Raw genomic sequence first — 20,127 nt, forward strand, 5'->3', positions numbered from 1 at the left:
GGCCATGCGCACGATTTTTGTCTTGTTCGACTCATTGATGCGATCGGCGCTGCAATGCTACGGTGGCACGGCCATCGAAACGCCGAATTTCAACCGTTTCGCGCGACAGGCCATTACCTTCGAGCGCCACTTCGTGGGCAGCCTGCCTTGCATGCCTGCACGCCGCGAGATGCATACGGGGCGCTTGAACTTCCTGCATCGGAGCTGGGGGCCGCTGGAGCCCTTTGATCAGTCATTTGCGCAATTGCTGGGCGCGCAGGACGTTTATACGCATTTGGTGTCCGATCACTACCACTACTGGGAAGACGGCGGCGCCACGTATCACAACCGCTACAGTACCTGGGAATTCGTGCGCGGCCAGGAATGGGACAAGTGGAAAGCGATGGTGCAGCCGCCACTGGAGCGCTTCCGCACCATGTACCACCCGATGCAGCAGCCAGCCGGCAAGGGCGATGGCCGCATCCAGGCAATGGTGAACCGCGAGTTCATGCGCGACGAAGCCGACTATTGCTGCCCCCGCACGTTTGCTGCCGGCTTTGAATTTCTGGAACGCAACCGCGAAGCCGACAACTGGCTGCTGCACCTGGAATGCTTCGATCCGCACGAGCCATTCCATGCGCCGGCGCGTTATCGCGAGCACTACCCCAGCGATTACGACGGCCCCATCCTGGATTGGCCGCGCTACAAGCGCAACGAAGAGTCCGCCAGTGAAATCGCCGAGCTGCGCGCCAATTACGCCGCGCTGGTAGCCATGTGCGACCACCATTTCGGCCGTTTGCTCGACTTCCTGGACGAGCACGACATGTGGCAAGACACGGCCGTCGTCCTGACGACCGATCATGGCTTTCTACTGGCCGAACACGACTGGTGGGGCAAGAACCGCATGCCGTTCTACAACGAGATCGCGCACATCCCGCTGATCATCCACCACCCGGATTACGCGAGCCATGCCGGCGAGCGCCGCCAGGCATTGACGCAGACCATCGACATCATGCCCACGCTACTGGCGCTGCATGGCGTGGATGTGCCCCCGACCTGCAATGGCCGGTCGCTGCTGCCGCTGTTGAAGCAGGACGGGCCGGGTCGCGAGGCGGCGCTATACGGCATGTTCGGCGCCGGTACGAACATCACCGATGGGCGCTATACCTATTTCCTGTACCCCGAGGACATGACGCGCCAGCAGCTATACGAATACACGCTGATGCCCATGCACCTGAAGACGATGTTCCATGTCGATGACCTGCGCGGCGCCGAACTGTCGCCACCCTTTGCCTTCACACAGGGCGTGCCAGTACTGAAAGTGCCGGCGCGCCGCAACGATCGCGGGCAACCCACGGGCCACCAGGGCCAGGGCGGCGGCTATGAAGACACCACCACGGTGCTCTACGACCTGGACAACGACTACGCACAGCAGCATCCCTTCCGCGATGCGGCCATCGAGCGCCGGCTGCAGGAACTGATGACGAAGATCATGCGCGACAATGACGCGCCGCCCGAAGCCTACCAACGCCTGGGCCTGCAGGCGCCGGCGCGATGAACGGCGGCAAACAGGCCGAGCGCGGCTACGACTACATCATCGTGGGAGCCGGTTCGGCTGGCTGTGTACTGGCGAACCGGCTCAGCGCCGACCCGCGCTGCCGCGTGCTGTTGCTCGAGGCCGGGGGCAAGGGCGGCAATTTCTGGCTGCGCCTGCCCATCGGGTATTTCCGCACCATCTATGACCCGCGATTCTCGTGGCAATTCCAGACCGAAGCCCAGCCCGCCACTGGCAACCGCAACATCGTCTGGCCCAGGGGGCGCGTGCTGGGAGGGTCCAGCGCCATCAACGGCCTGCTGTACATCCGCGGCCAGCACGCCGATTTCGACGACTGGCACCAGCTGGGCGCCACGGGCTGGAATTACCGCGAGGTGCTGCCGTTCTTCAAACGGTCCGAACGCCATGAGGCCGGCGAAAGCGAATACCACGGCGGGTCGGGCGAACTGTGCGTATCCGAGTTGCGCAACGACCATCCATACTGCCACGCTTGGCTGGAAGCTGGCGCCGAGGCGGGCTTTGGCCGCAACCCCGATTTCAACGGCGCCCGCACCGAAGGCCTGGGTTCGTACCAGTTGACCTTGCGTGGCCACTGGCGCTGCGATGCGGCCTCGGCTTTTCTGGCGCCAGTGCTGGAGCGGCCCAACCTGACCGTACTGACCGGTGTGCACGTCACACGCGTACTCATCAGGCATGGCCGCGCCACAGGGGTGGAATGGCTGCGCGACGGCATGATCGAATCTGCACGGGCCAGCGCCGAAGTCCTGCTGGCGGCGGGTGCGCTGCAAACGCCGCAATTGCTGCAGTTGTCGGGAATCGGGCCGGCCGGCTTGCTGCAACAACACGGCATTGGCGTCCATGCGGACCTGGCGGGCGTGGGCGAGAACCTGCAGGACCACTACCAGGCGCGCGTCATCGTCAAGCTGCGCAAGAAGATGTCGCTCAATGATCAGTCGCGCAGCGCGCTGGGCCTGATGTCGATGGGCGCGCGCTGGCTGCTTACCCGGTCCGGTCCCCTGACGGTCGGCGCGGGCCAAGTGGGTGGCATGGTGTGCAGCGAATACGCGACGCAGGGCCGGCCCGACTTGCTGCTCAATGTCATGCCCTTGTCAGTCGATAAGCCGGGCGACCCGCTGCACCGGTTTTCGGGTTTTTCGGCATCGGCCACCCAATGCCGACCGTTGTCGCGCGGCCATGTCCGGATCCGCGCAGCCGACCCGCTGCAGCCTCCGGCGATCGTCACCAACTACCTGACCCAGCCGCACGATGCGCGGGTAGTGGTCGCGGGCCTGAAAATACTGCGCGACATTTTCCACCAGCCGTCGTTCCGCGACCTGATCACCGGTGACGAATACCTGCCCGGCAGCACGGCCGCCGACGACGCAAGCCTGGAGCACTTCGCGCGTCACCACGGCGGCACGGTGTTCCACGCCAGTGGCTCGTGCAAGATGGGGCAGGATGACTCGGCCGTGGTGGACCCCGAACTGCGGGTACGCGGGATCGGCGCACTACGGGTCATCGACGCATCCGTGATGCCGACCATGGTGTCCACCAACACCAACGCTGCCAGCATCATGATCGGGGAAAAGGGCGCCCGCCTGGTGCTGCAGTCGGCCGGCGCGCGCTGAGCGGCGGCGCTAGCGCTGCATGCCCCAGCGCCGCACGGTGACGCGTTCCAGCGTGTTGAACACCAGGTTCTCCACTGCCAGGCCAATGATCACCACTGCCACCAGTCCGGCAAACACGCGATCCGTATAGAGCTCGTTGCGGTTCTGGAAGATGTACCAGCCCAGCCCGCCCTTGCCGCTGGATACGCCGAACACCAGCTCGGCGGCGATCAGTGTGCGCCAGGCAAAGGCCCAGCCGATACGCAGCCCGGCCAGGATAGCCGGCAGGGCGGCCGGCACCAGGATGCCCACCACATAGCGCGGGCCCTTCAGGCCATAGTTGCGGCCGGCCATGCGCAGGGTCTCGGGCACCGCCAGAAAGCCCGAATAGATATTCAACGCCAGCGCCCACAGCACCGAATGGATCAGCACGAACACCAGGCTGCCTTCGCCCAGGCCGAACCACAGCAGGGCCAGGGGCAGCAGGGCGATGGCGGGCAGGGGGTTGAACATGGCCGTCAGCGTCGACAGTACATCGCGCCCCACGCGCGTGGACACGGCCAGCGTGGTCAACAGGAAAGCCAGCACAATCCCCGCCACATAGCCCTTGAGCAGCACCGACAGCGACAGCAGCGCCCGCGCGGGCAGTTCGCCATCGGCCAGGCCCTGCATGAAGGCCTGCGCGGTCTGCCAGGCGCCGGGCAGCAGCAGGTCGTTGTCCGTATAGCGGGCGGCCGCTTCCCATAGCAAGGCCAGCACCAGCAAGATCAGCGTCTTGCGCACGGCCGCGTGCTGACGCAGCCGCTCGTGCCAAACCAGCGGCGCTTCGGCCGCCAGGCCGGGCAAGGAGGGCAGTTCGTGTTCGATTTCGGGGCGCAATACGCCCCCTTGCGCGATAGAAGTCATCGCCATCCTCGGGGATAGGGGGTCAGGCGGCGGCCCGCTGCGGCTCGTGGCGCGGCGGCACGTCGAACAACAGATCGTGGATGCGCCGGGTCGCTGCCTGGAAGGCGGCCGAACCCTGGGCATGCAGGTCGAATTGGTGCGCGTTGAGTTCGGCCCGCACGCGGCCCGGATGCGGCGACAGCAGCAGAATGCGGTTGCCCAGCACCAGCGCTTCTTCGATCGAGTGCGTCACGAACAGCAGCGTGAAGCGCGCCTCTTCCCACAGGGCCTGCAGTTCTTCCTGCATCTTGCGGCGCGTCAGCGCATCCAGTGCTGCGAAGGGCTCGTCCATCAGCAATACGCGCGGCTGCATGGCCAGCGCCCGGGCGATCGCCACGCGCTGCTTCATGCCACCCGACAAGGTGTGCGGATAGGCATCGGCAAAAGCCGACAGGCCCACCTTGTCCAGATAATGGCGGGCGCGCTCGCGCGCCTCGGCACGGCCCAGCTTGCGCGTGGACACCAGCGGGAAAACCACGTTCTGCAACACGGTCTTCCAGGGCGGCAACTGGTCGAATTCCTGGAACACCACGATGCGGTCCGGGCCCGGGCCGGCAACTTGCGTGCCGTCCAGCAGCACCTGGCCAGCCGCGGGCGGCACGAACCCGGCCACCGCTTTCAGCAAGGTGGATTTGCCGCAACCCGAGGCCCCCAGCAAGATATACCGGTCGCCGTCATAGACATCGAAACTGACTTCGTGCGTGGCGCGCACGCGGCGCTGCGGCGTCTTGTATTCCAGCGTCAGGTCGCGCACCTGCAGCAGCGGATGAGACGCCGCCATATCAGCTGCCCTGCCCGATGGCCGGATCTTCAAAGAAGTAATCGCGCCAGCTGGCAGCGGGGTTCTTGATGGCGCCGACCTGGTGCATGAACTTGGCCAGCACCAGCGTGTTGTTGGGTTGCAGCGTGAACGACACGTCCGGGTTGGTAATGACCTTGACCAGGAAGTCGCGATCCAGCTTGGCGCCCTGCACGCGCAGGTACGTTTCGGCGGCTTCCTGCGGATGCGCGGTGATGAAGTCGGCCGCCTCTTGCAACGCTTTCAGGAACGCGGCGTACGTCTTCGGGTTGCCGTCGCGGAACTTCTCGGTGGCGAACAACACCGTGGACGAACTGGGTCCGCCCAGCACGTCGTACGAGTTCAGCACGATGCGGGCCTGCGGATTCTGCGCCAGTTCCTGTTCCTGGAAGGGCGGATTGGCGAAGTGCGCGGTGATCTCGGTGCCGCCCGAGATGATCGCGGCCGTGGCGTCCGGGTGCGGCACGGCCACGGAAATCGCGTCCAGCTTGGCGTACTCGGCATCGCCCCATTGCTTGGCGGCCGCCAGCTGCAGCACCCGCGCCTGCACTGATACGCCCACCGCCGGCAGGGCGATGCGGTCTTTGTCGGTGAAATCGGCGATGGTCTTCACGGCCGGGTTGTTGGTCACCAGGTAATACGGGAAATTGCCCAGCGAGGCCACGCCTTTCACGTTCTGCCGGCCATGCGTGCGGTCCCAGATGGTCAGCAGGGGGCCGACACCGGCGGCGGCGATATCCACGGCGCCGGACAGCAGCGCATCGTTCACCGCGGCGCCACCCGACAGCTTGACCCATTCCACATCGATATCCACACCGGCTTCTTTGCCGTGCTTCTCGATCAGTTGCTGGTCGCGCGCCACGTTCAACAGCAAGTACACGATGCCGTATTGCTCGGCGATACGCAGGCGGCCCTCGGCCAGCGCCGGCGTGGGCGAGGCCAGCGCCAGCAGCGCAATCACCAGGGCCAGCATGGTGGCGCCGGCGTAGCGCGCCCAGCGTTCTTTGGTAGTGGGGAAATTCGTCATGTTCAATCCGGCTCAGTTAGGCAGGTCGCCTTCAATCGTGGTGCGATACAGTTTGCGGCGCAGGTGTGCCGGACAGCCCGCGGCCAGGTGGATCAGCGAGCGGTTGTCCCAGAACACCAGGTCGCGCTCGCGCCAGGCATGGCGATAAATGTGTTCGGGCCGGATGCTATGGGCGAACAATTCGTCCAGCACCTGCCGGCTTTCGTCGGCGGGCAGCCCTTCGATGCGCGTGGTGAACCCTTCGCTGACAAACAGCGCCTTGCGTCCGGTCTCGGGATGCGTGCGCACCACTGGGTGCACCACTTCTTGCACCTGAGCCAACTGTTCGGCGCTAAGGTTGGGGCGCCAGTTGCCTTCTTTCTGCATCTGGCCGTACTTGGCCAGGTACGAATGCGCGGCCTGCCGCCCCTCGATCGCCTGGCGCAGGTGCGCCGGCAGGGTGTCGTAGGCCTTGTGCATATCGGCGAACAGCGTGTCGCCGCCTTCGGCCGGCAATTCCTGCGCATGCAGCAACGAGCCCAGGCTGGGCAGCGGTTTGTACGAAATATCCGAATGCCAGTACTTGCCCGCATCGCCCAGGCCCACGGGCTTGCCGTCCTCGATGATGTTCGAGACGATCAGGACCTCGGGGTGCCCGGCCAGGTGGAACTGGTGCAGCACATGGATCATCAGCTTGCCGAAGCGGCGGCTGAAGTCGATGTGCTGCCGGGGGGTGATGTCCTGGTCGCGGAACACCACCACGTGGTGGTCCAGGTGCGCACGATGCACGCGGGCAAAGTCGCTGTCGGCCAGCGGGCGGCCCAGGTCGATGCCAACGATCTCCGCGCCGATGCCGCCGGCCAGCGGCCGGACATCGAAATCCTGCGAATCGCTTGCGAGCGCATCGCGGCGCAAGGCGCTATTGGCAACAGACATGGATCGCTCCGGTATTCAGAACGATCCATTATGCAAAGCCCGCCAGCCAACTCAAACGAAGTTATCGGCGTTTAATCAGAGCTTGGCGTCATATAGACGCCGCGGCCGGCTCAGCCCGCCGGCAGGAACTTCTGTACCAGCTTGACCCAGTAAGTGGCCCCCACGGGCAGCAGGGCGTCGTTGAAGTCGTAATTGGAGTTGTGCAATTGGCAGGGGCCCATGCCATGGTAAGTGGCGATGCGGTGATCGCCGTCACCGTTGCCCAGGAACAGGTAGCAGCCCGGCACTTGTTCCAGGTAGAAGGAAAAGTCTTCGGCGCCCATGAAAGCGGGAATGTCACAATTGACCTGCTGGTCGCCAAAGGCTTCGCGGGCCACCTGGGCGGCGAACGCGGTTTCCTTTTCCCAGTTCACCAGCGGCGGGTAGGCCCGCACGAAGTCCAGTTCGCCAGTGGCGCCATAGACCTGCGGCAGGGTGGTGGCAATGCGCCGCATGCCGTCTTCGATCTTGTCCAGCACGTCTACCGTATAGGTGCGCACCGTGCCGCGCAGGACGGCCTCGCCGGGAATGACGTTATAGGCGTCGCCCGCGTGAACCTGCGTAATGGTCAGCACAGCCGATTCCAGCGGGTCTTTGCTGCGCGAGATCAGCGTCTGCAGCGCATGCACCATGTCGGCCGCGATGATGATGGAATCCACCGCGTTGTGCGGTTGCGCAGCATGGCCGCCCACGCCGCGGATGGTGATGTCCCAGCGGTTGCTGGACGCCATGGCCGGCCCGCTGCGAAAACCGAACTGGTTCACCGGCATGCCGGGCATGTTGTGCAGCCCGAACACCGCGTCGCACGGGAATTTGTCGAACAGGCCGTCCTGCATCATGGCGCGGGCACCCGCATTGCCGCCTTCTTCGGCCGGTTGGAAAATGAAAATCACCGTACCGTCGAAGTCGCGGTGCTTGGCCAGGTACTCGGCAGCCCCCAGCAGCATGGTGGTATGGCCGTCGTGGCCACAGCCGTGCATACGGCCGTCCACCGTGGACTTGTGCGCAAAGCGGTTGTGCTCGGGCATGGGAAGGGCGTCCATGTCGGCCCGCAAGGCTACGGTCTTGCCGCTGGTGCCCGACTTCAGCACTCCTACCAGGCCGGTCTTGCCGAAGCCGGTATGCACCTCGATGCCGAAGCTGCGCAGCCGCTCGGCCACCAGCGCCGAGGTACGGGTTTCCTGGAAGGCCAGCTCGGGATGCGCATGGATGTCGCGCCGCAGGGCGGTCAGGTCGGCATGGGCGCGTTCGATTTCGTCTAGGGTTTTCATGGCGATGCTCTGAAATGGATATGTATATATGCAGGTTTTGTAGCATACCGGCGGGTTTGGGGTGCTGGCCGGGGTGCGTTCTTGGGTCGCCTCGCCGCCCTGGGCTTGGGGGTGGGGCCAGTACCCAAACCATCACGCCCAACAACGCAATTACCCCAGCTAGGCAGCCGCCGCTCCTCTCGTCTCGTCATTCAAATGACACGCACTGACATGCCCCGCCGCCACCGCACGCAACAACGGCCGCTCCACCGAACACCGCGGCATCGCATGCGGACAGCGGGGATGGAAGGCACAGCCCGAGGGCGGCGCCAGCGGCGAAGGCAGTTCGCCCTTGATGGGCTGGTAATCACGCCGCCCCGGCCGCAAGTCGGGCAGCTCTTTCAGCAAGGCCTGCGTATAAGGATGGTTCGCGCGAGAAAACACCGCCTCGGTGGGCGCGAGCTCGACAATGCGGCCCAGGTACATGATGGCTACCCGGTCCGATATGTGGCTGACCACGCTCAGGTTGTGGCTGATGAACAGATAGGTCAAGTCCAGGTCGCGCCGCAATTGCGCAAACAGGTTCAACACCTGGGCCTGGATCGACACATCCAGCGCCGCCACGGCTTCATCGCACACAATCACCGAAGGCTTCAGGGCCAGTGCGCGCGCAATGCCGATGCGCTGGCGCTGGCCACCCGAGAACTGGTGCGGATAGCGCTGCGCATAGCCGGCATCCAGGCCCACCTGGCGCATCAGGCCGGCCACGTAGTCGGCCTTCTCGCCGGCGCGTATCAAGCCGTGCGCCACGGGTGCCTCGCCGATGATGTCCAGCACCCGCATACGCGGGTTCAGCGACGCGTACGGATCCTGGAAGATCATCTGCACACCCAGTTCATAGGCGCGCCGCTGGGCAGCCGGCATCTGCGCCACTGGTTTGCCCTGGTAATGGATCTGCCCGCCGGTCGGCCGCAAGATGCCCGACACCATGCGGCCCAGCGTCGACTTGCCGCAACCCGATTCGCCCACGATGCCGATCACCTCGCCCGCGCGCACATCCAGGTCCACCCCGGCCACCGCCTGCACCACCAGGGTCTTCAGGCCCGCGCCGAACAGGTTGGCAATGCGGCCGGCCAGGTCGACCGGTTGCACGAAATGCTGCTCGACCTGGCGCAGCGACAGAATCGGCGCGGCGACGGGTGCATCGGGCAATGGCGATGCCCGCTGCGGCGAAAGGGGCGCGGCGCTTTGCACTACGGTTCTCCTGCATGCCAGCAGCGGGCCCAGTGACCGGGCCGGTGCTCGACCGCCTGCGGCGCCTGCATACAGGCATCGGTGGCGCGTGGGCAGCGGGTGCGAAACGCACAGCCCTGCGGCAAGTTCAACAACGAAGGCGTCATGCCCGGAATGGGGTCCAGCGGCTGGCCGCGCGTCTGCGGCGTGGGTATCGACGCAATCAGGCCATGCGTATACGGGTGCAGCGGCCGGCCGATCACGTCGGCCGTGGTGCCGGTTTCCACCACGCGGCCGGCATACATCACGGCCACCCGGTCGGCCAGGCCCGCCACCACGGCCAGGTCGTGCGTAATCCAGATCAGCCCGGTACCGGTCTCCCGGCACAGCTTCTGCATTTCGTACAAGATCTGCCCCTGGATGGTCACATCCAGCGCGGTGGTGGGCTCGTCGGCAATGATCAGGCGCGGGGCATTCAGCAGGGCAATGGCAATGGCCACCCGCTGGCGCATGCCGCCGGACAACTGGTGCGGATAGGCGCGCAGGCGTTCCTGCGGCGACGGGATGCCCACCTTGGTCAACACATCCAGCGCACGCGCGTGCGCGTCGGCCCGGCTGACACGGCGGTGCGCCCGCACGGTCTCGATCATCTGGGTATCGACGCGCAGCACCGGGTTCAGCGTCATCATCGGATCCTGGAAGATCATCGCGATGTCGCTGCCGCGCAACTCGCGCCAGCGCCGCGGCGAAGCCTGGCGCAGGTCTTCGCCATTGAGGCGGATCTCGCCCTCGACCACGCGGCCCGGGGCATCCACCAGCCCCAGCAGCGAGAACCCGGTGATGCTCTTGCCCGACCCCGATTCGCCCACCAGCCCCAGTATCTCGCCCGGGCGCACCGACAGGTCCACACCGTCCACCGCCTTGACCACGCCGGCGCGCGTGAAGAAATGGGTTTTCAGCCCCTGCACTTGCAGCATGGGCGGTGCGTCGGTCGTCGTGGCGTGATTGTCCATGGCCGTTTCGCCGCTCAGGCCGCGTTGTGCGGGTTCAGCACATCGCGCAGGTGGTCGCCCACCAGGTTGATGCCGATGATGGCAAGGGCCAGCGCAATGCCCGGGAAGAACGAAATCCAGTACAGCCCCGACAACAGGTATTCGAAGCCGTTCGAGATCAGCATGCCCAGCGAAGGTTCGGTTACCGGTACGCCCACCCCCAGGAACGACAGCGTGGCTTCCAGCGCGATGGCGTGGGCCAGGTCGATGGTGGCGATCACGATCAGGGGCGGCATGCAGTTGGGAAGCACATGGTGGAACAGCACGCGCCCCCAGCTCAGCGACATGCAGCGGGCCGCCTCGACGTATTCCTTGCCGCGCTCGACCAGCGCCGCGCCGCGGGCCGCGCGCGCGAAGTAGGCCCACTGCACCACCACCAGCGCAATAATGACCTTGTCCACGCCCTTGCCCAGGATCGCCAGCAGGATCAGCGCCACCAGGATGGCCGGAAACGACAATTGGATATCCACCGCGCGCATCAGGAAGGCATCGATCCGCCCGCCGAAATACGCGGCGATCAGGCCCACCGTGGCGCCGATGGCAAAAGCCGCCAGCACCGAAATCGTGCCCACCATCAGGCTGGTGCGCATGCCGTAAAGAATGGCCGAGAACACATCGCGCGCCTGCCCGTCGGTGCCCAGCCAATAGGTCATGCTGCCGTCGCTGCTGACGCTGCCCGGCGGCAGCTTCGAATCCAGGATATCCAGCGTGCCGATGTCAAACGGGTTCTGCGGCGCGATCCAGGGCGCGAACACAGCCGCGCCCACGGTCACCAGCAACAGCGCCACGCCCACCAGCGCCAGCTTGCTGGCACAGAAATCCACCAGGAAGCGGCGCAGCGGGGTCTCGACGCGGACGGCGGGCGGGGCGGCGGACGGGGCGGAAGAAACAGGCGTCGTCATGCTCGGCGCTCCAGGCGTACGCGCGGGTCCAGCACGGTGTAGATGATGTCCACGACCAGGTTCAGCATGACCAGGAAAAACACGATCAACATCAGGTAGGCAACCACCACAGGACGGTCCAGGTTGACGATGGAGTCGATCAGCAGCTTACCCATGCCGGGCCACGAGAACACGGTCTCGGTCACGACGGCAAAGGCCACCACCTGGCCGAATTCCAGCCCTGCCACCGTCACGATGGGAATCAGGATGTTCTTGAGCAAATGCACGCCCAGCACGCGCTTTTCCGACAGGCCCTTGGCGCGCGCGAACTTGATGTAGTCCATGGGCAGCGATTCGCGGGTGGCCGCGCGCGTCACCCGCACGATCATGGCGCACTTGGCCAGCGCAATGGTGCCGGCCGGCAGGATCAGGCTGGCCCAGCCGTCCAGCGTCAGCACGCTCAATGGCACGCCCAGCACCGGCACGGTCGCGCCGCGGCCACTGGCTGGCAACCAGCCCAGTGTCACGGCGAACAGCATGATCAGCATCAGGCCCACCCAGAAGTTCGGCAGCGAAAACCCCAGCACCGAGCCGGTCATGATGGCGCGCGAGCCTACCGCCTTGGGCCGCAGGCCGGCCAGGATACCCAGCGGCACGCCGATCAGCACCGACAGCAGCATGGCCACCGTGGCCAGTTCCATCGTGGCCGGCATGCGCTCCAGGATCAGGCGCATAGCCGGCTCGCCGGTCAGGAAGCTGTTGCCGAAGTTGCCCTGCACCGCCTGGCTGATGAACACCAGGTATTGCATGACCAGGGGCTTGTCCAGCCCCAGCGACACGCGGATCGCTTCGCGCTGGGCGTCGGTGGCCTCGGGGCTGGCCATCATCGAGACCGGATCGCCCACCAGATAGATGCCGGCGAACACCAGCGCCGACATCACCAGCATCACGATCAGCGTCTGCAGCAGCCTGCGGATGATGGTTGCCAGCATGTCGACGCAGCTCGTGGCCCTATTTGTTCAGGGTCGCGTACTGCACCAGGGTGGTCTGGTCGGGCCGGCCCTCGTAGCGGATGTCGTCCTTCATGGCCCACACCGACAGCTCGAAATGCAGCGGCAGCATGGCGAAGTCATCCATGGCCAGATTGCTGGCCTGCTGCAGCAGCTTGGCGCGCTGGTCGTCATCCATGGTGGACGCGGCCTGGCGCACCAGCTTGTCCATCTCGGGGTTCGAATAGCGCCCGCGGTTGGTGGTGCCTTCGCCCGCGTCGGGGTTGCGCGTCATCAGCAACGAGGTCAGCGGGTTGGACATCTCGCCGCTGGTGGCCGACCAGCCCGCCATGTAGGCGCTGAAGCCATAGCTGTCGCGCTTCTTGAAGAATACCGACGGCGCCAGCGCCTCGACGCTGGTCTTGACGCCGATGCGCGACCACATCGACGCCACGGCCTGCGCGATCTTCGAATCGTTCACGTAGCGGCCCGAGGGCGCCCCCAGCGTGATCGCGAACCCATCGGGGTAGCCCGCCTCTTTCAACAGCGCCTTGGCCTTTTCCGGATCGGCCTTGGGTGCCTCGGCATGTTCCTTGGACGAACCGAACATGGGATACGGCAGCGCATTGCCCGCCGCCTTGGCCACGCCGCCCATCACGCGGTCGACGATGGCATCGCGGTTGATGGCCAGCGACAGCGCCTGGCGCACGCGCTTGTCTTTCAGCGGGTTCTTGTCCAGGCCGGTAATACCGGGCGTGGGCTCGGCGTACTGGTCCATGGCCACGTACATCACGCGCACCGAAGGGGTTTCCTCGACGAACAGGCCCTTGTTCTTCTTCAGGTTGGGCAGGTCGTCGGTGGGGGGATCCTCGATCATGTCCACGTCGCCCGCCAGCAAGGCGGCCACCCGGCCGGCGGCGTTCGACATGGGGCGGTACGTCACCTTGTCCCAATCGGGCTTCTTGCCCCAGTAGTGCTCATTGCGGGCGAACACCAGTTCGGCGCCGCGCTTCCAGGAAACGAACTTGTAGGGGCCGGTACCCACCAGGCCGTTGCCGCTGTTCAGTTCGGTCGTGGTCTTGCCCTCGGGCGCGGGGCCCGAGGCCGCCTGCTTCGACAGAATGGGCAACTGCGCCAGGTTGATCAGCAGCAGCGGCGCCGGCGCCTTGGTCGTGATGCGCAGGGTCAGGGGATCGACCGCCTCGGTCTTGGCCACCGAACCCAGGTACAGCGTGAACGGCGACGGGCTGTTGGGCACCTTCGGGATACGGTCATAGGTGAACACCACGTCTTCCGCCGTGAACGGCGAGCCATCCGAGAATTTCACGTTCGGACGCAGCTTGAAGGTCCAGACATTGCCATCCACCGTCCAGGACTCGGCCAGCGCGGGCTGCGGCTGCAGCTTCGCATCGGCGCGCACCAGCGGGTCGAACAAGGTCTGCGATATTTGCGTGTTGGGGGTCAGCGCATGGTATTGCGGGTCCATTGAGCTGGGCTCGGTCTTCAGCGCCACCACCAGGTCGCGCGCCGCCGCCGGCGTCATGGCTCCCAGCGCCATGGCCATGGTTAGTGTGCCGCCAGCCAATAAACGTAACCACTGAGATGCCATGATGCTCTCCCGATGTGTTCTGTAGGGTAGACCGCCGGCACACCTTAACCAGCAAACACACAGGCACGCAACAGTTATATTCCCTTATTGCCGTCCTGAATTCGTCCAAGAAATTTACCTATCCATGGCCTCGTCCACGCATGCTCCCATTGCCGCCATCGCCACCGCACCGGGCCGCGGCGGCATCGGCGTGGTGCGCGTCTCCGGCCCCGATTTGTCGGGCCTGGCACGGCGCCTGTTCGGGCGCCAACTGACGCCACGCCACGCGCACTACCTGCCATTTACGGCCGACACCGGCGAGCACCTGGACGAAGGCATAGCCCTGTATTTCCGCGCGCCGCAGTCGTACACCGGCGAAGACGTGCTCGAGCTGCAGGGCCACGGCGGGCCGGCCGTGCTGCGGCGCATTCTGGACCGCTGCCTGCAGGCCGGCGCCGACCTGGGCCTGCGCCTGGCCGAGCCGGGCGAATTCACCCGCCGCGCCTTCCTGAACGACCGCATGGACCTGGCCCAGGCCGAGGCCGTGGCCGATTTGATTGATGCATCATCGGTTGCCGCCGCACGCGGTGCCATGGCGTCGCTGTCGGGCGAATTCTCGGCCCGCGTCAACGCCTTGTCGGACCGCATCGTGCACCTGCGCATGCTGGTCGAGGCCACGCTGGACTTTCCCGAAGAAGAAATCGACTTCCTTGAAAAATACCAGGCCCGCCCCACGCTGCAGGCGCTGGCGGCCGACCTGGACACGCTGATCGCGCAGGCGCGGCAAGGCGTCATCCTGCGCGAAGGCTTGCACGTGGTGCTGGCCGGCCAGCCCAACGTGGGCAAGTCCAGCCTGCTGAACGCCCTGGCCGGCGATGATATCGCCATCGTCACCCCCATCGCCGGCACCACGCGCGACAAGGTGGTGCAAGAAATCCACATCGAAGGCGTGCCCCTGCACATCGTCGATACCGCCGGGCTGCGCGAGACCGACGACACGGTGGAAAGCATGGGCATCGCGCGCACCTGGAAAGAAATCGAGCGGGCCGACGTGATCCTGCACCTGCAGGATGCCACCCAACCGGCCGATGCGCTGGATGCGCAGATCGTGGCGCGGCTGCCGGCGCGCACGCCGCTGCTGACCGTGTTCAACAAGGTAGATCTGCTGGACAGGCCCTTTGCGGCCGGTGCCGGGCAGTTGGGCATTTCCGCGCGTGAAGGCGCGGGGCTGGACGAACTGCGCGCCCGCCTGCTGGCATTGGCCGGATGGAACCCCGGGGCCGAATCGCCCTGGCTGGCGCGCGAACGGCACCTGCATGCCTTGCAGGCCGCCGCCGGGCACCTGGCCACGGCCACCGAACATGCGGCGCAGGACGACCGCGTGCTGGACCTGTTTGCCGAAGAGCTGCGGCTGGCGCACGACAGCCTGAGCAGCATCACCGGCAAGTTCACCAGCGACGATCTGCTGGGTGAGATTTTTTCCAGTTTCTGTATCGGGAAATAAGGCCCGCGTTCCAGGTCCGGCCTGGCCGGCCTACCCGACTTCGCTCAACAGCTTTTCGATCGACGTCACACGCCGCTGCATGTCCTTGACCGTCTCGGTGGTGTCATGCATGCCTTTTGCCAGGGCCGCCTGCTGCTCGGCCACTTGCTGCGCCAATTGGCGATAGGCCTCTTCGCGCGCCAGCGCGGCGCGCGCCCGCCAGGTGCCGAACACCTGCGTAATCAACGTGACCGCCAGGATCGTGCCCAAGACAAGCACCACGATTCCCATGACCATGCCCCAGTCTGCTTCTGCCATCTCAGTTGCTCCTTGTTGGTTTGACGGGTGGCGCTTCATCACTTAGCGACAAGGCGGCCTGCGCGATCGACGCCGGCGTCAGCGTCAACGCGAAGGGCGCGTTCTCGAAGTAATTCAGCGCCTTGCCATCGGGGGATACCTCCATGCGGCTGGTTACCAGGCCCGCTTCGAGCAGGCGCCGCAAGTGCAGGTGCAGCAAGGGACGGCTGATGCCCAGCGTGCGAGCCAGATCGCTGACATAGGCGCGCCCCCCGCGATGCAGTTCGGCAACGATGCGCATGCGCTGATGGCTGCCCAGGGCGCTGACGGCCCGCAGCAGTTGATCCCCATTTAGCGCGACGCTTCTTGCCACGGCCTGTCTCCGATGTACCTGTCAGAAAATTATTTCATATGAATCTATTTTCTGTCAACCCACGCGCCAGCAGGGTATGCAATCGCGTGCGGCGGGCGTTCCAGGCGTGCCGCCACGGCAGCATCTGCCGGACCGTGGCGGCTGGCCGGATGCGCGCTACAGCATCTGGTCCAGTTCTTGCACCAGACGCTCATGGAAGCGCTGCGGCTCCTGGATCTGCGGCGAATGCCCCAGTTCCGGAAAGGCCACCAGCCGGGCGCCGGGAATGGCCTGGGCGGTGGCGGGCCCCAGCGCCGCATAGTTGCCCAGCGTGGCCGCCACCTGGGGCGTAGCGGCATCCTTGCCCGGTGCGGTGTTGTCTTGTTCGCCGATCAGCAGCAGGGTCGGCACGCGGATCTGGCCGAACTCATGCACCACGGGTTGGGTATACAGCATGTCATAGGTCAGGGCCTGGCTCCAGGCCACCTGCTCGCGCCCCTCTCCCTGGACCATGCCCGCCGCCATCGCGACCCAGCGGTCGTATTCCGGTTTCCAGGTGCCGGCGTAATAGGTATTCTGCTGGTACTTCTTGATACCCGTATAGCTCGTCTTCAGTTCGCGCGCATACCATTCGTCCACGGTGCGATACGGCACGCCCTTGGCCTTCCAGTCTTCCAGACCGATGGGGTTCACCATCACCAGGGCGTCGACCTGGCCCGGGTACATCAAGGCATAGCGCGTGGCCAGCATGCCGCCCATGGAATGGCCCATGACCACCGCGCGCTCGATGCCCAGTGTTTGCAGCAGGGCGTGCGTGTTGGCGGCCAACTGGTGAAAGCTGTATTGATAGGCGGCGGGCTTGCTCGATTTGCAGAAGCCGATCTGGTCGGGCGCCACCACCCGATAACCGGCGCGCGTCAAGGCGCGGATGGTGCCTTCCCAGGTGGCGCCGCAGAAATTCTTGCCATGCAGCAGCACGGCGGTGCGGCCATTGGAGCGTTCCGGCCAGATGTCCATGTAGGCCATGGATAGCTGCTGCCCCTGCGAAGCCAGGTTGAACTCGCCGACCTGGTACGGATAGTCGAAGCGTTCGAGCCGGGTCCCGTAGTCGGGCACGGCGGGCTGGGCGTGGACACTGGCGGCGAAAGATAGCGCCCCAACGGCGATGATGGGTTTGTACATGCGAGCCCTCACTGAATGAACGAACCCATGCGACCTCTTCGTCGCCCAAAGGTTCAGCATCCTGTCAGCCACCGACGCGCCCGGGTCATTGCGCCATTCCGGTGCATCGCCGTGCACCGCGCCGGCTTCGCCTGCACCACTTTGATGAACGTGCGGCGCGTGACGCCGGCGTCCCGGGCGTAGCGCGCCTGCGCCGTCAAGGCCGCCGCCCTGGCACACATGTTGCTTGATTCCCTCTGACGAACCCACGTTCGGCACCACAACTCGTTCAAGTCCCAGGCAACGGCGCCTTTGACCTACCCCAAGGTCATGGGCGCCTTTTTGTTTTGCGCACAGGGATTCCCGTCTTGCTTCATCCCTACAGGAACACATCATGTCTTACCTGGTCCCTTCGGAATTCGTCACCAAGATGGTGGATGCGGGCGAATCGAAAATCTACATGGCCACGCGCGACTCGCTGATCCGTGCCTACATGGCCGGCGCGATCCTGGCCATTGCCGCCGTGTTTGCCGTCACGGTCAATGTGCAGACCGGCTCGCCCATCCTGGGCGCGGCCCTGTTCCCGGTGGGTTTCTGCATTCTGTACCTGATGGGCTTCGACCTGCTGACCGGCGTGTTCATGCTGACGCCGCTGGCCTGGTTCGAGAAGCGGCCGGGCGTCACGCCGCGCGCCATCCTGAAGCACTGGGGCGTGGTGTTCGTGGGCAACTTCCTGGGCGCGCTGACGGTGGCGGTGCTGATGGCCATTGTGTTTACCTACGGGTTCTCGATCCCGGCCGGCAAAGTGGGCGACGTCATCGCCCATATCGGCGAAAACCGCACGCTGGGCTACAAGGAATACGGCGCGGCCGGCATGCTGACGATCTTCATCCGGGGCGTGCTGTGCAACTGGATGGTGTCACTGGGCGTGGTGGGCGCGATGATTTCCACCACCGTCAGCGGCAAGGTCATCGCCATGTGGATGCCCATCATGCTGTTCTTCTACATGGGCTTCGAACACTCGGTGGTCAACATGTTCCTGTTCCCGTCGGCGCTCATCCTGGGCGGCAATTTCTCCATCATGGATTACCTCATCTGGAACGAGATCCCGGTGGTGCTGGGCAACCTGGTGGGCGGCATCTCGCTGACCGGCCTGACGCTGTACACCACGCACATGAAGACCGCGCCCAAGCGCCGCTTCAACTGATAACAGGCCGCGCGCATGGATCGCCCCGCGCCCCGTCCCGCCGCCGAGCAGTTGCGCGTGGCGGTGGGCCAATATTCGGACCGGGGCCGCAAGCCATCCAATCAGGACTTCCACGGCCTGTGCATTCCCGACGGCCCGCTGCTGGGCACCAAGGGCATCGCCGTGGCGCTGGCCGATGGCATCAGCAGCAGCGATGTCAGCCATATCGCCAGCGAGACCGCCGTAGCCAGCTTCCTGGAAGACTACTACTGCACTCCGGAATCCTGGCCGGTGAAGAAATCGGCACAGCGCGTGCTGTCGGCCGCCAATGCCTGGCTGCATGCGCAAACCCGCCAAGGCCCGCATCGCCATGACCAGGACCGCGGCTACGTCTGCGCGATGAGCGTGCTGGTACTGAAATCGACCACCGCGCATGTGCTGCATATCGGCGATGCGCGCATCTTCCGGATGCGCGGCAACACACTGGAGCAACTGACCGACGACCACCGCATCTGGGTATCGCGCGACAAAAGCTACCTGGGCCGCGCGCTGGGCCTGTCGCCGCACCTGGAAGTGGACTACCACACGCGGCGCATCGAATCCGGCGACGTGTTCGTGCTGGCCACCGACGGCGTGTACGAACATGTGGATGCCGCCGCGATGATCCAGGCGGTGCGCATGCATGCCCAAGACCTGGACGGCGCTGCCGGATCGCTGGCCGACCTGGCCTACGCCTGCGGCAGCACCGACAACCTGACCGTCCAGATCGTGCGCGTCGATGGCCTGCCGGCCCCCGATGCCGGCGAAGTCGCCCGCCAGGCTGGCGCCTTGCCATGCCCGCCGCTGCTGCAGGCCGGCATGGAATTCGAAGGGTTCCGCATCGACCGGGAACTGCATGCCAGCAGCCGCAGCCACGTCTACCACGCCATCGACATCGACACCGGCACGCCGGTGGCCATCAAGATCCCGTCGCTGGACCTGCGCCATGACCCCGTCTACCTGGAACGCCTGTTGATGGAAGAATGGATTGCGCGCCGCATCGACAGCCACCATGTAGTGAAGGCCTGGCCCTCGACACGCCCGCGTCGCAGCCTGTACACGGTCAGCGAGTACCTTGAAGGCACCACCCTGACGCGCTGGATGGCCGGGCATCACACGCCGCCGCTGGAACAGGTGGTGGGCATCATCGAGCAGGTTGCCCGCGGCCTGCAGGCGTTTCACCGGCAAGCGATGGTGCACCAGGACCTGCGCCCCGACAACATCCTGATCGATGCCGCCTGCATCGCACGCATCATCGACTTCGGTTCCACGCGGGTGGCGGGCATTGCCGAAATCGCGTCGGCGGCCGACGTACCGCAGATGTTGGGCACGGCGCAATATGCGGCGCCCGAGTATTTCCTGGGCGAGCCGGGCAGCACCGTGTCCGATATTTATTCGCTGGGCGTGATTGCCTATCAGATGCTGACCGGCCGGCTGCCCTACGGCACCCAGGTCGCCCAGGCCCGCACGCGCGCGGCCCAGCGCAACCTGCGCTATGAATCGGCCCTGGACGATCAACGCGCCATCCCGGCCTGGGTGGACGGCGTGCTCAGCCAGGCGGTGCATCCCGACCCGCAAGCGCGGTACCAGGAATTATCGGAATTCACCTACGCGCTGCGCCATCCTCATATGGCGCTCAACGCCGGCACGCGCCCGCCACTGCTCGAACGCAACCCATTGGCCTTCTGGAAAGGCCTGTGCCTGCTGCTGGCGCTGGCTCTCGTGCTGGCACTGGCGCTGCGCTGAAACC

Annotated in this window: 18 protein-coding genes; 5 read left to right on the top strand and 13 right to left on the bottom strand. The window is 65.3% G+C overall.

Going from position 1 to position 20,127, the window contains the following annotated elements:
* The first annotated feature begins 4 nt into the window (after positions 1-4).
* Both KW845_RS19405 and KW845_RS19410 read left to right on the top strand, forming a co-directional pair.
* Positions 5-1,537, top strand: a complete 1,533-nt coding sequence (locus KW845_RS19405) for a sulfatase (protein ID WP_218370972.1) — start codon at positions 5-7, stop codon at positions 1,535-1,537.
* Positions 1,534-3,162 carry a GMC family oxidoreductase gene (locus KW845_RS19410; protein WP_218370973.1) on the top strand — a complete coding sequence of 543 codons (1,629 nt, stop codon included), beginning with the start codon at positions 1,534-1,536 and terminating at the stop codon, positions 3,160-3,162. The genes KW845_RS19405 and KW845_RS19410 overlap by 4 nt, the downstream gene beginning before the upstream one ends.
* Before the next feature lie 9 nt (positions 3,163-3,171).
* Here KW845_RS19410 and KW845_RS19415 read toward each other — a convergent pair whose 3' ends face one another.
* The 10 genes from KW845_RS19415 to KW845_RS19460 form a co-directional block, all read right to left on the bottom strand.
* Positions 3,172-4,047, bottom strand: coding sequence for an ABC transporter permease (locus KW845_RS19415; protein WP_218370974.1), 876 nt, complete (start codon positions 4,045-4,047; stop codon positions 3,172-3,174).
* A 22-nt stretch (positions 4,048-4,069) separates the two neighbouring features.
* Positions 4,070-4,867: an ABC transporter ATP-binding protein gene (locus tag KW845_RS19420; protein ID WP_218370975.1), complete on the bottom strand. Its 798-nt coding sequence runs from the start codon at positions 4,865-4,867 to the stop codon at positions 4,070-4,072.
* Between the two features lies 1 nt (position 4,868).
* Complete coding sequence (locus tag KW845_RS19425; RefSeq protein WP_218370976.1) at positions 4,869-5,912, bottom strand: ABC transporter substrate-binding protein; 1,044 nt, start codon at positions 5,910-5,912, stop codon at positions 4,869-4,871.
* Between the two features lie 12 nt (positions 5,913-5,924).
* Positions 5,925-6,827 carry a TauD/TfdA family dioxygenase gene (locus tag KW845_RS19430; RefSeq protein ID WP_218370977.1) on the bottom strand — a complete coding sequence of 301 codons (903 nt, stop codon included), beginning with the start codon at positions 6,825-6,827 and terminating at the stop codon, positions 5,925-5,927.
* A gap of 110 nt (positions 6,828-6,937) precedes the next feature.
* A complete protein-coding gene (locus KW845_RS19435; protein ID WP_218370978.1) occupies positions 6,938-8,137 on the bottom strand; it encodes a M20 aminoacylase family protein in 1,200 nt (399 codons plus the stop codon).
* A gap of 159 nt (positions 8,138-8,296) precedes the next feature.
* Positions 8,297-9,328, bottom strand: coding sequence for an ABC transporter ATP-binding protein (locus tag KW845_RS19440; RefSeq protein ID WP_218371430.1), 1,032 nt, complete (start codon positions 9,326-9,328; stop codon positions 8,297-8,299).
* Between the two features lie 41 nt (positions 9,329-9,369).
* The gene (locus KW845_RS19445; protein ID WP_218370979.1) at positions 9,370-10,362 is read right to left on the bottom strand and encodes an ABC transporter ATP-binding protein; all 993 of its coding nucleotides are present in this window, start codon (positions 10,360-10,362) and stop codon (positions 9,370-9,372) included.
* Positions 10,363-10,376: 14 nt separating this feature from the next.
* A complete protein-coding gene (locus tag KW845_RS19450) occupies positions 10,377-11,303 on the bottom strand; it encodes an ABC transporter permease (RefSeq protein ID WP_218370980.1) in 927 nt (308 codons plus the stop codon).
* Positions 11,300-12,274 (bottom strand): ABC transporter permease, encoded by a 975-nt coding sequence (locus KW845_RS19455; RefSeq protein WP_218370981.1) that lies wholly within the window; start codon positions 12,272-12,274, stop codon positions 11,300-11,302. Before KW845_RS19455 ends, KW845_RS19450 begins: the two co-directional genes overlap by 4 nt.
* 19 nt (positions 12,275-12,293) lie before the next feature.
* Positions 12,294-13,880, bottom strand: coding sequence for an ABC transporter substrate-binding protein (locus KW845_RS19460; protein ID WP_218370982.1), 1,587 nt, complete (start codon positions 13,878-13,880; stop codon positions 12,294-12,296).
* A gap of 124 nt (positions 13,881-14,004) precedes the next feature.
* Here KW845_RS19460 and mnmE point away from each other — a divergent pair, with 124 nt between their 5' ends.
* Complete coding sequence (gene mnmE / locus KW845_RS19465) at positions 14,005-15,363, top strand: tRNA uridine-5-carboxymethylaminomethyl(34) synthesis GTPase MnmE (protein WP_218370983.1); 1,359 nt, start codon at positions 14,005-14,007, stop codon at positions 15,361-15,363.
* Positions 15,364-15,393: 30 nt separating this feature from the next.
* Here mnmE and KW845_RS19470 read toward each other — a convergent pair whose 3' ends face one another.
* The 3 genes from KW845_RS19470 to KW845_RS19480 all read right to left on the bottom strand — a co-directional run bounded on the left by KW845_RS19470 (position 15,394) and on the right by KW845_RS19480 (position 17,173).
* On the bottom strand, positions 15,394-15,660 hold the full coding sequence (locus KW845_RS19470) for a hypothetical protein (protein ID WP_218370984.1): 267 nt from the start codon (positions 15,658-15,660) through the stop codon (positions 15,394-15,396).
* Position 15,661: 1 nt separating this feature from the next.
* Positions 15,662-16,012 carry a winged helix-turn-helix domain-containing protein gene (locus KW845_RS19475; RefSeq protein ID WP_218370985.1) on the bottom strand — a complete coding sequence of 117 codons (351 nt, stop codon included), beginning with the start codon at positions 16,010-16,012 and terminating at the stop codon, positions 15,662-15,664.
* 156 nt (positions 16,013-16,168) lie between these two features.
* Positions 16,169-17,173, bottom strand: coding sequence for an alpha/beta fold hydrolase (locus tag KW845_RS19480; protein WP_218370986.1), 1,005 nt, complete (start codon positions 17,171-17,173; stop codon positions 16,169-16,171).
* A gap of 373 nt (positions 17,174-17,546) precedes the next feature.
* Here KW845_RS19480 and KW845_RS19485 point away from each other — a divergent pair, with 373 nt between their 5' ends.
* Complete coding sequence (locus KW845_RS19485; RefSeq protein ID WP_218370987.1) at positions 17,547-18,359, top strand: formate/nitrite transporter family protein; 813 nt, start codon at positions 17,547-17,549, stop codon at positions 18,357-18,359.
* A gap of 15 nt (positions 18,360-18,374) precedes the next feature.
* Positions 18,375-20,123 (top strand): bifunctional protein-serine/threonine kinase/phosphatase, encoded by a 1,749-nt coding sequence (locus tag KW845_RS19490; RefSeq protein WP_218370988.1) that lies wholly within the window; start codon positions 18,375-18,377, stop codon positions 20,121-20,123.
* The last annotated feature ends 4 nt before the right edge of the window (positions 20,124-20,127 follow it).

Source organism: Bordetella sp. BOR01 (genome assembly GCF_019218885.1).
Taxonomy (GTDB): Bacteria; Pseudomonadota; Gammaproteobacteria; order Burkholderiales; family Burkholderiaceae_B; genus Bordetella_A.